The 14,438-nt window shown below is 76.4% G+C and carries 6 protein-coding genes and 1 pseudogene; 4 read left to right on the top strand and 3 right to left on the bottom strand.

Annotation, left to right across the window (positions count from 1 at the left end; all coding sequences use genetic code 11):
* Positions 1-98 precede the first annotated feature (98 nt).
* Together ACIGXW_RS32985 and ACIGXW_RS32980 are read left to right on the top strand one after the other, a co-directional pair.
* Positions 99-5,018 (top strand): hypothetical protein, encoded by a 4,920-nt coding sequence (locus ACIGXW_RS32985; protein ID WP_399576599.1) that lies wholly within the window; start codon positions 99-101, stop codon positions 5,016-5,018.
* Positions 5,019-5,070: 52 nt separating this feature from the next.
* Positions 5,071-6,036: a bifunctional riboflavin kinase/FAD synthetase gene (locus ACIGXW_RS32980; RefSeq protein ID WP_071963973.1), complete on the top strand. Its 966-nt coding sequence runs from the start codon at positions 5,071-5,073 to the stop codon at positions 6,034-6,036.
* A gap of 91 nt (positions 6,037-6,127) precedes the next feature.
* Here the strand turns inward: ACIGXW_RS32980 and ACIGXW_RS32975 are convergent.
* From ACIGXW_RS32975 to eccE, 3 genes and pseudogenes are all read right to left on the bottom strand, one after another.
* Positions 6,128-8,986, bottom strand: a pseudogene (locus ACIGXW_RS32975) (SCO5717 family growth-regulating ATPase); the annotation flags it as partial.
* Between the two features lie 282 nt (positions 8,987-9,268).
* Positions 9,269-10,093 carry a hypothetical protein gene (locus tag ACIGXW_RS32970; RefSeq protein WP_399576598.1) on the bottom strand — a complete coding sequence of 275 codons (825 nt, stop codon included), beginning with the start codon at positions 10,091-10,093 and terminating at the stop codon, positions 9,269-9,271.
* Positions 10,093-11,379, bottom strand: a complete 1,287-nt coding sequence (gene eccE, locus ACIGXW_RS32965; protein WP_399576597.1) for a type VII secretion protein EccE — start codon at positions 11,377-11,379, stop codon at positions 10,093-10,095. Before eccE ends, ACIGXW_RS32970 begins: the two co-directional genes overlap by 1 nt.
* Before the next feature lie 195 nt (positions 11,380-11,574).
* On the opposite strand from eccE, the gene eccB reads away from it, so the two are divergent.
* Both eccB and mycP read left to right on the top strand, forming a co-directional pair.
* Positions 11,575-13,167: a type VII secretion protein EccB gene (gene eccB / locus ACIGXW_RS32960; protein ID WP_399576596.1), complete on the top strand. Its 1,593-nt coding sequence runs from the start codon at positions 11,575-11,577 to the stop codon at positions 13,165-13,167.
* 12 nt (positions 13,168-13,179) lie between these two features.
* Complete coding sequence (gene mycP / locus ACIGXW_RS32955) at positions 13,180-14,421, top strand: type VII secretion-associated serine protease mycosin (RefSeq protein ID WP_399576595.1); 1,242 nt, start codon at positions 13,180-13,182, stop codon at positions 14,419-14,421.
* Positions 14,422-14,438: the final 17 nt, after the last annotated feature.

Below are 14,438 nucleotides of genomic sequence, written 5' to 3'. Positions count from 1 at the left end.
GGGGGGTGGAAGGGGGCGCGTTCAGGGTGGGACCTGGTTTCGCCGATCATCCGCTGCCTACCGTCGTGTGTACGAGCACGGCGGGGAGGTTCGACGAGATGAACGGTCGGCGGGCCGACGCGGAAGAGTCGCTGGTGCGCATCCGCGACCTCGCGGGGCGCGCGCGGGGCACGGGATTCCTCGCCGACGACCGCGGCACCCTGATCACCAGCCATGAGGCGGTCGACGGCCTGGCCCGCCTCGTTCTGCACGCGGCCGGCGAGCTGACCTGCGTCGTCGGCGCCGAGAGCGTGACGCCGCTGCCCGAGTTCGACCTCGCCCTGGTCCGTACCGAAGGGCTCTGCGTCCCCCCGCTACCCGTCGCCGCGGCCGTGCGCTTCGAGGGCGGCCAGGAGGTCCGGCTGCGCACCGGCCGCTGGCACACCGCCCGCATCGTCGGCGACGTCCCCGTCACCTACACCGCCACCGACCGCTTCCACCTGCTGGGCGCCGCCCTGGAGCTGTCGCTGTCCGAGCGCGCCGGGCTCCGACTGGGCGACGAGGCCACGGGCGGGCCCGTCTTCGACGCCCGCACCGGGGCGGTCGTCGCCGTCCTCGGTACCGCGCTGCAGGCCGACCGCAGGGCCGCCGGCTTCGCGATCCCCCTGCGCGCCGCCGCCGCGACCGCCCCCGACGGGCCGCTGGCCGCCCTCCTGGACCGCAACTCCGCCACCGTCCCGGCCTTCGGCCCCGACCTCAACCTCGCGGGCGCCCTGCAGCTCACGGCCACCGCCCTCGGCTCGGTCGTCACGCCGCGCGTATGGCGCGAGCCCGTCGAGCGTCCGGAGACCGAGCGGGAATTCGCCTGCTTCCTCGACGTGGAGCCGGACGCGCCCGGCACCAGGACCTGCGTCCTCGGCCTGGTCGGCGACCCCGGCACCGGCCGCACCACCGAGCTGGGCGCGCTGGCCGCACGGCGGGCGCGCGGCGCCGAGCCCGCGCCCACCCTCTGGCTGCGCGGCGCCGACCTGCAGGTGGGCGACGAGAGCGTGCGGGACGCCGTCGCGCGGGCCCTGGCGGCCGCCGGGCGCATCGTGACCGCCTCGGCGGGCCCCGCCGGCACCATCGGCGAGACCTCGGCCGCCACCCCCGAGGGCGTCGCGGAGCTGGCCCGCCGCATGGGCCGCCCCCTGCTCATCCTGCTGGACGGGCCCGAGGAGATGCCGCCCGTCCTCGCCCACGGCCTGCCCGAGTGGACCGCCGCGAGCACACGGTGGCTGCGGGAGACCTCCGCCCGCCTGATCGTCGCCTGCCGCCCGGAGCACTGGGAGAGCGCCGGCGCCCTCTTCCCGCCCGAGGTCCTCCACACCCCCGGCGGCCCCTGCGCGCCGCCCCCGGCGCCCGGACGGCGCGCCCTGCCGCCCTGCTCCCGGCTGCCCGGCCTCACCCCCGGCCAGGCGGCCGAGGTCCGGGCGTCCTACGGCATCGCCCCCGAGGCGATCGACCCGGCGGACGCGGCCCATCCGCTCGCCCTCCGGCTGCTCGCCGAGGTCCGGGCCGCGCTCCCGGACGGCACCGAGGGCATCGGCGGCACCGGCGAGGCGGCCCCCGACCGCTGGGACGTCTTCGCCGCCTACCTGGACCTGATCTGCCTGCGCATCGCCGTACGCCTGGCCGCCTCCCGCCGGCCGCCCCTGCGCGGCCCGGCCGTACGGCGGCTCGCCGCCCGCGTGGCCGGACAGGTGCACGAGGCCGCCCGCCGCTGCCTGGGGCCCGGCCAGGGCGAGCTGGAGCGCGAGGCCTTCGAGGAGCTCTTCCCCTGGCGCACGGGCTGGGCCTCCGCCGTGCTCACCGAGGGACTGCTCGTACCCGCCGGCTCCGGCTACCGCTTCGCGCACGAGGAGTTCGCCGACTGGCTGCAGGGCACCCACCTCGACCTCGACGCCGCGCTGCAGGCGCTGGTCCACCGCTGGTACGAACCGGAGGGGCCGCCCGCCGAGGCCGCCGTCCGCCTGCCGTCCCGCGCGGGGGGCGGGCCCATGCCCGCGGCCGAGGGCCACGTACCGCCGCCGCCCGGCTCCGGCAGCGCCCGGGGGGCAGCCCGCCGCCGCAAGCGCGGCGGCACGGCCCCGCAGGAACCGCCCCGGCCCCTGCCGGTGCCGCGCCACCGCATCGGACCCGTCCTGCAGGCCCTGCTCCTGCTCGCCCGGCGCTCCGGGCCCACCGAGCTCTCCCGCCGCCTCAGCGCCCTCGTCCACGCCGTCGAGACGCTCTCGCAGCGCGCGGCGGCCGCCGAGGCCAAGGAGGCCGGCGGCAGCCGCCGGATCAGCGACCCGTCCTGGTGGGCCGCGCACCTGCTCGGCGAGGCGCTGCTGCGCGTCCCCGACGCCACGCCCTACATGGGCGTGCTGCGCCTGCTCGCCGAGCGCGTCACCGCCCGCTCCGTCGCCATCGGAGGCTTCGACAGCGCGGCCTGGCGCACGCTGGGCGGCCTCGCCGAGTTCGGCCCCTGGTTCTGGCTCCGCCTGCCGCTCGGCCTCGCCGAGCGCCTGGAACTCCTGCGCATCCTGATCCCCGCCGACGGGCCGCCCCCGGGCGCGGCCCAGGAGGCCGCCACCGCGGCCCTGGAAGCGGGCCCGGCCCAGGACGAGCCCCTCGCCCCGGAGCACCACGGCCGAGCCGGGGGAGGCCCCGTAGCCACCCCCGACGACGTGGCGGAGGCCCACGACGCCGCCTCCCCGGAGGACACCGCCGGGGCACGCGTTCCGGGCCGGGCGGAAACCACGGGCGAGGGAACCGTGCCGGGCTGGGCGGAGGAGGCCCGTGGCGGCCGCCGGGTGCCCGGACAGGCGCGGGGGGCGGACGGGGGCGCGGGTGCGAGCGGCTCGCGCGCCGGGGGCGGTGCGGACGGGCACGAGGGGGCGCGTGGGGCCCGTGCGCCGTGGGTGCCCGGGCAGGCGGGGGAGCCCGGGGGCACCGGGGACACCGGAGGGGCGTGGGTGCCCGGGCAGTCGCGGGGTGCCGAGGACGAACCCTGGGGGGCCGCGGTGCCGCGGGGTGAGGGCGCGGTGGACGGCGGCTCGGATGCCGGGCCGGCGGGAGGCCCCCGCGCGACGGGTGGCTCAGGCGCCGGGCCGGCGGAGGACTCCGTGCGTGCGGGCGGTCCTGCCGGGGCGGCGGACGGTGAGGCGGCCGGACGCCCGGCCGCCGGCCGGGCGGGGGACTCCGCCGCGGCGGGGACTCGTGCCGGGGCGGAGCGCTCGGATTCCGGCTGGTCGGGGGATGCGGGCGCGGCCGGTGGTGCCGGGCGGTCAGAGCGGCGTGCCGGGGCTGAGGGTGCCGATGGCGTCGGCCGGGCCGGGGACTCGGCTGCGGCGGAGCGCTTGGATGCCGGCTGGTCCGGGGATGCGGGTGCGGCCGGTGGTGCCGGGCAGCCGGAGGGGCGTGCCGGGGCCGAAGGTGCCGATGGCGTCGGCCGGGTAGGGGGCGCGGCCGGCGGTGCCGAGCGCCCTGGGCGGCCGGGGGGCTCCGCCGGTGGTGCCGGTGCCCGCCCGGTGGGGGCGGCTCACTCGGCGGGAGCCGGGGGTGGTGGGGGCCGGCGTGCGGAGGGGGGCTCGTGGCGGCGGGGGCGTGGGGCCACGGCGGGGCGGGAGCGCAAGGGGGCCGACGCCGGCTCGCCGTCCGTACCGTCGGCCACGGACCGCTTCCTGACCGCCGTCGCCGCGATCATGGCCGAGAACCCCTGTGCCGCGCAGCCCCTGCTGTGCCGCTGGTTCACGGACGAGCGGGCCCTGCAGACCGTCCCGGTCGGCGGCAGGGTGCGGCCCACGGTCGCCACGGTCGCCCAGGCCCTGCTGCACACCCACCGCCGGCGGGCCATCGACGACCTCGCCGAGGCGCTCGTCGAGGCCGGCCACCCCCGGGCCGACGAGCTGCTGACGGCCCTCGCCGAGGACGAGCCCTCCGCGCTCTGCCGGGCCGTGGACCGCTGGGCCCACGACGAGCGCGTCGAGCGCCACGTGGCCGCCGCCGCGTACGGGCTGCTGACGGCACCGCACGTCACCACGGACGCCGACCGCGAACTGCTGCGCTTCTCCGCCCTCGCCCTCCTCGCCCGCCCCGCCGAGGGCGCCCTGCACGGCACCGCGCTCGCCCTCCTCGTACGCGACCGCGACACCCGCGCCAAGCACCTCCCGCAGGCGCTCGCGCGCTTCGCGGCGGGTGATGCGCACCTGCCGCCCGGCGTGCTGGCGCCCGCCCTGACCACGCACCCCGACCTCGTGCTCGGCGCCTTCCAGGCCCGGCTGTACGAGCCGGGGGAGCGGCCCGCGGCCGTCCTGCGCACCCTCGCCGAGGTCTCCGCGCCCGCCACCCTCGCCCGCCGCATCGCCACGCTCGTGCGCGAGCACGTCGAGCACCGCCCCGAGGGCGCCGAGAACGCCGCCGCCTTCGTCGACCGGCGCCTGGAGCACGGCCCCGCCGCCCGGGCCGTGCTCTTCCCCCTCGTGGTGGACCTGCTGCGCACCTGCCCGGCCCAGGTCCGCCGCGCCCTGGCGCCCGTACTGGCCGACCCCGGCACGCCGCTGTCGCGCCCCTTGCGCCAGGAGCTGCTGGAGGTGCTGATGGAGCGGGAGGAGTACGGGCCCTACGAGCGCGAGGTCACGGTCCTCGACGCGCTGCTGCGGGCCGTGGCGGCGGGCGCCGCGGAGCGCTCCGAGGGCCGTACCCGCGACCTCGTCCACCGCACCGGCCTGCTGATGGCCCGCACCACCGAGGGCGCCGCGTGCTTCGACCGGCGGCTGACCCAGCTCGCCCGCGAGGTCCCGGTCTTCGGCGCCCAGGTCCGCGGGTGGCTGAAGTCGGCGCCCGCCCAGTGGGCCGTGGTGGTGGGCCCGAGCGCTCGGATCAGGCTGACCGCCGGGCGGGAGAAGGGGGGCGCGCGGGGCGAGGGGGACGGAACGGACCCCGCGGACCCGGCCGACCTGGCAGCCGGTGCACCGGCCGATGCGGGACGCCGCCAACCGGCATGGCACTCTTAGTCCTGCGTCATCAGACAGACAAAGGTTCGGGTTCGGGCGAGGAGCGGGCACAGTGCAGCGCTGGCGTGGCTTGGAGGACATCCCCCAGGACTGGGGGCGCAGCGTCGTCACCATCGGCTCGTACGACGGCGTGCACCGCGGGCATCAACTGATCATCGGCCGTGCCGTGGACCGGGCCCGTGAGCTCGGCGTCCCCGCGGTCGTGGTGACCTTCGACCCGCACCCCAGCGAGGTCGTCCGCCCCGGCAGCCACCCGCCGCTGCTGGCGCCGCACCACCGGCGCGCGGAGCTGATGGCGGAGCTGGGCGTGGACGCGCTGCTGATCCTGCCGTTCACGGCGGAGTTCTCCAAGCTCTCGCCCGCCGACTTCGTGGTGAAGGTCCTGGTCGACAAGCTGCACGCCAAGCTCGTCGTCGAGGGCCCCAACTTCCGCTTCGGCCACCGCGCCGCCGGCACCGTCGACTTCCTGCGGGAGCTCGGCGCCACGTACGACTACGGCGTCGAGGTCATCGACCTGTATGTGACCGGTGAGGCCGGCGGCGGGCTGCCGTTCTCGTCCACCCTGACCCGGCGCCTGGTCGCCGAGGGCGACATGGCGGGCGCGATGGAGGTCCTCGGCCGCCCGCACCGCGTCGAGGGCATCGTGGTGCGCGGCGCGCAGCGCGGCCGTGAACTGGGCTTCCCCACCGCCAACGTGGAGACGCTGCCGCACACCGCGATCCCGGCGGACGGCGTCTACGCGGGCTGGCTGACCGTCGGCGGCGAGGCGATGCCGGCGGCGATCTCGGTCGGCACGAACGTCCAGTTCGACGCGACCGAGCGGACGGTGGAGGCGTACGCCATCGACCGCGTCGGCCTCGAGCTGTACGGGTTGCACGCGGCCGTGGACTTCCTGGCGTACCTGCGCGGGATGGAGAAGTTCGAGTCCATCGAGGCGCTGCTGGCGTGCATGGCGGACGACGTGAAGCGGGCCCGGGAGCTGGTGGCGGCGCACGAGGCCGCCGTCGTCGCCGGCTGACGATCATCACGGCGAAGGGCCCCGGACGCGTACGTCGCGCCCGGGGCCCTTCGCCGTTCGTGCCTGCCTACTGCTGCGGAGGCATCGACCAGCCGCCGTCCTGCGGCGGGTACGGCTGGTGCTGGGCCTGCGGCTGGGCGACGCCGTAGGGGTGGTACGGCGCCTCGGGGGCGGGAGCGTAGCCGCCGGGCACCGGGGGCGCCTGGTGCGGCGCCGCGTAGAGCCCCTGCTGCTGCTGGGCCCGGACGAAGTCCTCGGCCACCATGGCCGACAGGTGGAAGTACGCCTCGCGGGTCTTGGGCCGCATCATCTCGAGGTCGACCTCGGCGCCGGTCGCCAGGTGCTCGTCGAACGGCACCACGACGACGCCCCGGCAGCGCGTCTCGAAGTGCGACACGATGTCCTCGACCTTGATCATCTTGCCGGTCTCGCGGACGCCCGAGATGACCGTGATGCTGCGCGAGACCAGCTCGCCGTAGCCGTGCGCGGCCAGCCAGTCGAGCGTGGTGCTGGCGCTGCTCGCGCCGTCCACGGACGGCGTGGAGATGATGATCAGCTGGTCGGCGAGGTCCAGGACGCCGCGCATCGCGCTGTAGAGGAGTCCGGTGCCCGAGTCGGTGAGGATGATCGGGTACTGCTTGCCCAGCACGTCTATGGCGCGCCGGTAGTCCTCGTCGTTGAACGTCGTGGAGACCGCCGGGTCGACGTCGTTGGCGATGATCTCCAGCCCGGAGGGCGCCTGCGAGGTGTAGCGGCGGATGTCCATGTAGCTGTTGAGGTGCGGGATCGCCTGCACGAGGTCGCGGATGGTCGCGCCCGTCTCACGCCGTACGCGGCGGCCGAGGGTGCCGGCGTCGGGGTTGGCGTCGATCGCGAGGATCTTGTCCTGGCGCTCGGTGGCGAGCGTCGAGCCCAGGGCGGTGGTGGTCGTCGTCTTGCCGACGCCGCCCTTGAGGGAGATGACCGCGATGCGGTAGCAGGAGAGCACCGGCGTGCGGATCAGCTCCAGCTTGCGCTGCCGCTCGGCCTCCTCCTTCTTGCCGCCGAACTTGAACCGGCCCGCGGGGCTCTGCTTCTTCGGCTTGGGCTTGCCCTTGAGCAGCCGCTCCGAGGACAGCTCGACCGCGGCCGTGAACCCGAGCGGCGCCCCGTGCACGGACCGCTGCCGCTGCTCGGGCGTCACGCTCGGCCAGCCGCCCGCGCGGGGGTCGACCGGAGCGCCGCCCGGGGCCGCGCCCGGGTAGGGGGCGTACGGGCCGGGCTGGGCGTTCGGGTCGCCGGGCACGGCACCCTGGTGCCCCGGGTCCGCCCCGGGGCCCATGGCCGGCGGGAGAGCCCCGGGGGGCGCCTGCCGGGCCTGGGGCCCCTGCGGAGCACCGTCCTGACCGGGGAAGGGCATCCCGGGCTGCGGGGCGTACGGACCGGGGGCGCCGGCGTCCGGGCCGCCGGGCAGGGGCTGCCCGGGCAGGGGCTGCTGACCGGGCATCGGCTGTCCGGGGGCCGCGGCCGGGGGCATCGCGCCGGCCTCCTGTGCGCCGGGTGCCGGGAAGCCGTAACCACCGTGCGGGGCGGGGGCGGTGGGCATGCCGGGGTACGCGGGAGGGACGGCCGCGCCCGGTGCGGGGTGGCCGAAGGCCGCTTCCGGCGAGCCCATGGGAGCGGCGGGCGGCACGGCGCCGGGCTGCGGGTAGCCGTAACCGCCCTGCGGCGCCATGGCGTTCGGGGCCGCCGGGGCGGGCGCGCCGGGTGCGTCGGCGGCCGGCGGGTGCGGGGTGCCGTAGCCGTCTTGCGAGGCGGGGGCGGGCGCGGATGCGGGTGCGCCGGAACCGTCGGGGCGGGGGTAGCCGTAGCCGTCCTGCGGAGAAGGAGCCGGCGTGGCGGGTACGGGCGCGGACGCGGGCGTGCCGGAACCGTCCGGGCGGGGGTAGCCGTAACCGTCCTGAGGGGCGGGCGCGGGCGCGTCCGGGCGCGGGAAGCCGTAGCCGTCCTGCGGCGCGGGGGCGGGCGTGGCGGGGCTCGGGTAGCCGTAGCCGCCCTGGGGCGCGGTGGGCGGGGCCGGCGGGGCCGGGGGCGTGGCGGTGCCGGCCGGGCTCGGGTAGCCGTAGCCGCCCTGCGGGGCGGGCGCGGCGGCGGGTGCCGGCTCCGCCACGGGCGCGGGCACGGGGGCGTCGCCTTCCGGCGCGGCCGTGACCGCGGCGGGGCTTTCGTCGCCGGGCTTCTCCTGCGCGTCCGGGCGCGCGAGGTGGTGGTCGTCATCCTGCGGGGCGTCCCCGCCGGCGGGCGCGGCGACCGGCGTCGCGGCATCGCCGGACGCCTCGGCGGCGTCGGCCGCCCCGGGAGCGTGGCCCTCGTCCTGCGGCTCCGCCGCCACGGGACCCGGGGCCCGGTAGTCGTCACCGCCCTCGGACGCGGGAGCGTCGACCGCCGCCTCGGGGTGCGGAAGGCCATGGGTCTGCGGCGCCGGCGGCCAGGCAGCGGGCGCGGCCGGCGGGAAGTTCGGAGGAAGCGGCGGCAGGGAGACCTGGGGCGCCGACGGCGGGCTCCACGCCTCCGCGGGCTCCGGCGCGGCCGGAGCCGACCCGGAACCGCCTTCGCCGGAAGCCTCCGGCGCCGTCGCGGCGGAGGGCAGCATCGGGTCGGGGCTCTTCACCTCGTCCTCGGCCGAAACGGGCGCGACGGACGAAGCGGGCACAACCGCCGGTGCCGGAGCCGCCGGTGCCGGAGTGGCCGACAGCGGCTCCCCCGACGGCGGCGGAGGCGTGACGGGCACGGGCGCCGCCCCGCCGGCCGAAGGCGTGCTCTGCGTGTACCACGCCGGCGGCGTGTAATCGATCGTGAACTCACCCGTGTGCTCGGGCTCGTGCTCGTGTTCCTGTGCGTGCGCGGTGTCGGACCGGTCCTCGCCGGCTGTCTTCCCGGCCGCGCGGATCTCGTCCCGATCGCTGCTCACAATGCCTCCTGCTGGTGTGGTCCGGCGCCCTTGGACTCATCTGGTGGGGCCGACCGTTTTTGACGCCCCGATCGCCCGGGTTTCCCCGCTGTCGCGTGATCTGTCACGCGACAGGACCGGCATCGGGTTCTCCCGTGCGTACGTTCATACAGACTAATCGTCATCCGCATCGCTGCGGCAGGCCCGCCCCGCCCCACCCGTCGCCCCCTGAGGAACAAGGCTTCCCCGCGCCGCTCCCACGACACCGTGACCGCGCTCTCCCCCTCCGTTGCCCAGGCGTTGTCACTCCATGCGCCGGGCCGCACCCAGGAGTCCGGCTTCCGGTTCGGTCGGTTGCGTGGTGACGTACGTCCGTGCCGCACGGGTGCACCACAGCGTGACGCCGTCCGGCAGGGTCGACAGCGCTTCGACGTCGTCGGGCGGCAGGTTCATCGCCCGCCCGATCTGCCGCGCCTCGTCCGGGGCGACCCGCTGGACGCCCACGAGGTCCGCCCGGTCCATCAGACGCGGCGTCATGGGGCTGGGGTACGGCAGCAGGGTCAGGACCGACTGCCAGGGCGCCGCGCCGACCCGCCCGCGCGGGGGGCGTGCCCCGCAGTCGCGGACGAGGAGCACGGGGCTGTGCACCGACGGCCCCTGCGGCGGCACCCGGCCGACGTCGTGCAGGGTGATGGAGTGCTGCCCGGTGTCGGCCGACTGGGCGAGGGAGGTCCACAGCTGACGCCGGCCGGTCTCGACCGCGACCCGCGCGCCCGTGCCGACCGTGCGCAGCGCGATGACCTGCGCCGTCCAGGCGCCGCCGACCAGGACCACGTCGAACGCCGTGGGACGGCCCAGCCCGAGCACGGCCGGTGCGCCCTGCGCGTCGGTGCCGATGACGACGCCGTCGTCCCCGACGGGCAGCGCCAGCGCCTCGAGCTGCTCGGGCGTCACCTCGTGCCGTCCGCGCCGCGGCCCGATCAGCCCGAAGCCGAACCGCGGCCGCCGGGCCGCGCCCGCGAAGCCGTCACCCGCGGCGCCCGGCGCCTGCCCCGCCCCGTCCGGAACACCGGCCGGCGCGCCCCCGGGCACATGCCCCGGCACCGGCGTCGTAGCGGGCGTATTCATCAACGGGTCCCTCCCAGAGGCAGTGTGGCCAGGACGCCGGGCACCTGCTCGTGGTCCAGCCGGACCAGGCCGACCTTCACCGCCCGCGCGGCCCGTTCCAACTCGCGCCGGAACGTACCCAATTCATCAGCACTGCGCCCGCATATCCGTACATGTCCAGTCATCGTCGCCGTATGCCGTCCGTCCAGCATCCGGCCGCGGCCGAGCGTCAGGCTCAGCGTCGTGGACAGCGCGGGCAGCGAGGTGAGCAGCGCGGCCAGCTGCGGCAGGGCGGTGCCGCCCGTACCCAGCCGGGGCCAGCGGCTCACCCAGTACGTGGTGTGCCACCGGTCGTCGCACCGCCAGGTGCGGGAGCTCTCCACCGTGCGCCGCGCGGGCGTGCCCGAACGGCCGGCCTGGGTCGTCGCGGCGGGGTTGACGTCTGCGGCCGTGGCCAGCGCGGCCGTCAGCTCCTCCTGCGACAGCAGCGTCGCCGCGAACCCCGCCCCCCGCAGCCGGCTCGCCAACTGGTCGGCGGCCCGCAGGACGCACCGCCGCGCACCCCCGGTGCCGCCGCCCCGAGCCTCGACGGCGTCCGGGCACAGCTCGGGGTCGAACTTGAGCGCCACCCACGTCTGCCGGACGGCGGGGGAGCCTGTAAGGGCCTGCAGCGGGGCGTAATTGCGGGCGGCCAGCGCCTGGCCGGGCAGATGCGGCGCGGGCGCCGGCAGGGTGGACTGCACCACCTGCACCGACTCCAGCGCGATGCCGTCGACTTCCATCGCGTCCCGCAACAGGGCCAGCGGCAGGGCCGCCTCCAGCCGGTTCGCCCGCAACGGCCGGTCCATGGCGTCCAGACGCAGCACGGCCGTAAGGAAGGTGCCGTCACCGACGAGCCCCACCGAGCGCCGCTCGCGGTCGGTGAAGGAATCGGTGCGCAGCGCCGGTTCGCACTCCACGACGGGCGCCAGGCGCGGATCGGTGCCCGGCGGCACCGGTTCGGCGGCGGCCCGGCGCAGACGCCGGCGCAGCGCCGCCACGGCCGTCAGCCACTCCGTGATCGGCCGGCTTCCCCGGCGCAGGAGGGCGAGCAGGAGCAGCAGCACCGCCAACACCACCGCGGGAGCGAGGAACAGCCCCCCGGCGACCCAGCCGGCGAGCACCGCGGCCGCCGCCACCTCGACCAGCACGAGCTGCTGCAGCCGCACCGGCCCCAGCGCGCCCCGTCCCGGAGCGGACCGGGGGACGACCGCGTCCGCACCGGCCCCCGGGCCGTTCGAGGCCCGTACGCGCGTCGCGGCAGCCATGACCGTCAAGCCCCCTCAAATATCCCGGAATGCACACTCGGGAATCGGCCGACGCCCCGTCCGGTACCGTCCCCCGGCGCCACGTGCCGATCACCTACGGGCATAGTAGAGGCTCGGTATGACACCGGGCCCGATAGGGCGGCTCCGGTCGGCCGAGGCGAGGCCGCAGCGAAAACGGGGGAGAAACGGCTCGACATGGCATCACGGCGGGATGAACTCAACGCCTACACTTTCGCGAAGAAACGGACAGTTGCCGCCTTTCTGCAGCCCTCGCCCAGTGGTTCGGAGGAGGGTGCGCCGCGGCCGCTGCGCACGGTCCTTCCCGGAATCGTCGTCGGGGCGCTGCTCGTGGCCGGGTTCGGCGCGTGGGGCGTGTTCAAGCCCGTGGCCCCCAAGGGATGGGACGACGCGGAGGCGCACGTCATCGTCGGCAGCGACTCCACCACCCGCTACGTGGTGCTCACGACGGACGGCCGCAAGCAGCTGCACCCCGTCCTCAATCTCGCTTCCGCCAGGCTCCTTCTCGCCCCCGGCAAGGGAAAAGTGATCAAGGTCCGGGAATCCGAGCTCGACAACGGCCATATTCCGCGCGGCCCCACTCTCGGCATTCCGTACGCACCGGACCGAATGCCCACCGCCGCCCAGGCGGGCAAAGAGAAGCAGTGGGCAGTCTGCCAACAACCGGGCGGCAACGGTAAAACCACGCAAAAGGCGGTTTTCCTTTTCTCGGCGGGAGATCCCAAGGCCAAGCGGCTCACCGGCTCCCAACGCCTGCGCGGCGGCCAGGCCCTGTACGTCCAGGGACCCGACGACGCCCGCTACCTCATCGACCCCAAGGGCAACCGCTACCTCCTCGGCGGCCCCGACTGGCGCACCCAGGACAGCGCCGACCGCAACCTCCTGCTGCGCGCCCTCTTCCACGACGGCGCCCAGCCGCAGCGGGTCACCAAGGAATGGCTCGGCACCTTCAACGAAGGCGCCCCCATCACCTTCCCCGAGATCAAGGGCAGCGTCGGCGCCCCGGCGGGCGTCTCCACGCTCAGCGCCAAGGCCAACCGCGTCGGCATGATCCTCCAGGCCCCCACCGGCACCACCACCCAGCACTACGTCGTACTGCCCGGAAAGGTCGCCCGCGTCTCGGAGTTCGTCGCCAAGCTCCTCCTCAGCAGCCGCACCCTCGCCTCCCTCGGCCAGGCCGGCGCACCCGAGCGGGTCAGCGCCGCCGACTTCACCCCCGACGCCGACGAGTTCTACGGCCGCAACCACTGGCCCACGCAGGTGCCCCGCCAGGCCAACTCCGCGGACCCCCTGGCCGGCGGCGACGCCAGCGACACCGTCTGCAGCCTCTTCGGCGGACTCGACGACGACGGCACCCCCGACCTGGCCGTATGGGCCGGCAAGGACTACCCGGCGACCATCCCCGACGGCGCCACCAGCGCCTACGTCACGCCCGGCTCCGGCCTGCTGTACCGCCAGGTCACCGGGCGCCAGACGCACAGCGGCGCCGTGTTCCTCGTCACCGACACCGGGCTGCGCTACGCCGTCCAGTCCAACAACGACAGCGCCACCGCCAAGTCGAAGATCGGCGAAGGCCCCTCGCCCGACCCGTCCCCGGACACCGCCTCGGACGCGGCCGCCACAGCCGGGACCCGCGAGGCGGACCAGGCCCGCGCCAGGCTCGGCTATCAGGCCGTCAAGCCCGTCCCCGTCCCCGCGAACTGGTCCCAGTTCCTGCCGACCGGACCCCGGCTGGACACCAACAGCGCCAAGCAGCCACAGGGTTCGTAGGGGAACGCCCGTATGCGAACCACAGCCATGCTGACAGCAGCGCTCCTCACGACGCTCACCGCGGGCGCCCCCGCCGCCGCGGCGGACGGCACCGCCGACGCCCCCGCCGCCGGCCACCCGGTCCTCGACGGCAGCGGCGAGTGCACCTACCCCGCCAAGCCCATCAAGGGCACGCCCTGGTCGCTCCAGCGCGTCCTCCTCGACCAGCTCTGGCAGGACACCAAGGGCAAGGACGCCCAGGGCCGCCCCGTCCGCGTCGCCGTCATCGACACCGGCGTGGACATCCAGAACCCGCAGCTGAAGGACGCCGTCGACGCCAAGTCCGGCACCGACCTGCTCTCGGACGCCAAGGACGCCGGCAAGGGCCCCACCGTCGACCCCGTCGGCCACGGCACCAAGGTCGCCGGCATCATCGCCGCCCGCCCCACCGCCACGAGCGGATTCGTGGGCCTCGCCCCGGAGTCGGTCGTCATCCCGATCCGGCAGAACGACGAGAAGGGCGCCGGCACCTCGCGCACCCTCGCGGTGGGCATCAAGCAGGCCGTCGACGCCGGGGCCCGCGTCATCAACATCTCCCAGGACACCACCACACCGCTGCGCCCCGACTCCGACCTGGAGCGCGCCGTGGAGGACGCCCTCGCCCGGGACGTCGTCGTGGTCGCCTCGGCCGGCAACGACGGCGCCGACGGCAAGACCAAGGCGACCTACCCGGCCGCCTACCGCGGCGTCCTCGCCGTCGGCGCTTCCGACCGCAACAACGAGCGGGCGCCCTTCTCCCAGTCCGGCGACTTCGTCGGCGTCGCCGCCCCCGGCGTCGACATGGTCTCCACCGTCCCCGGCGGCGGCCAGTGCGTCGACCACGGCACCAGCTTCGCCGCCCCCTACGTCGCCGGGGTCGCGGCCCTCATCCGGGCCAAGCACCCCGACTGGAAGCAGCACCAGGTCGTCGCCCAGATCGAGCAGACCGCCGAGCGTCCCTCCGACGGCCGCGACCGGTACATCGGCTGGGGCGTCGTCGATCCCGCCCGCGCGCTCACCGAGGACGACCACCCCCCGGACCGCGTCTCCAGCCCCCAGGGCCCGGCCCACGCTGTCGCCGCCCCCCGACCCGCGGCCTTCCCCCAGGGGGAGACACCGCGGGAGCGACAGACGCGCCTGGCCACGTACACCCTGGGCGGCACGGCCGCCCTGGTCGCCGCGATCGCGGGTTCGGCCGTGGTCGTACGAGACCGTAATCGCCGCCGCCTGCCCTGAGCCGGCGGCACCGCACG

This window comes from Streptomyces sp. NPDC053079 (assembly GCF_044546695.1).
In the GTDB taxonomy this organism is placed as follows: domain Bacteria; phylum Actinomycetota; class Actinomycetes; order Streptomycetales; family Streptomycetaceae; genus Streptomyces.
The sequence above is the reverse complement of the archived record's forward strand: the minus strand, read 5'-3'. Positions and strand labels throughout refer to the sequence as shown.

Coding starts and splice junctions, on each gene's coding strand:
- ACIGXW_RS32970 (WP_399576598.1), bottom strand. CDS start 10,093: ATGAATACGCCCGCTACGACGCCGGTGCCGGGGCATGTGCCCGGGGGC.
- ACIGXW_RS32985 (WP_399576599.1), top strand. CDS start 99: ATGAACGGTCGGCGGGCCGACGCGGAAGAGTCGCTGGTGCGCATCCGC.
- eccE (WP_399576597.1), bottom strand. CDS start 11,379: ATGGCTGCCGCGACGCGCGTACGGGCCTCGAACGGCCCGGGGGCCGGT.
- mycP (WP_399576595.1), top strand. CDS start 13,180: ATGCGAACCACAGCCATGCTGACAGCAGCGCTCCTCACGACGCTCACC.
- eccB (WP_399576596.1), top strand. CDS start 11,575: ATGGCATCACGGCGGGATGAACTCAACGCCTACACTTTCGCGAAGAAA.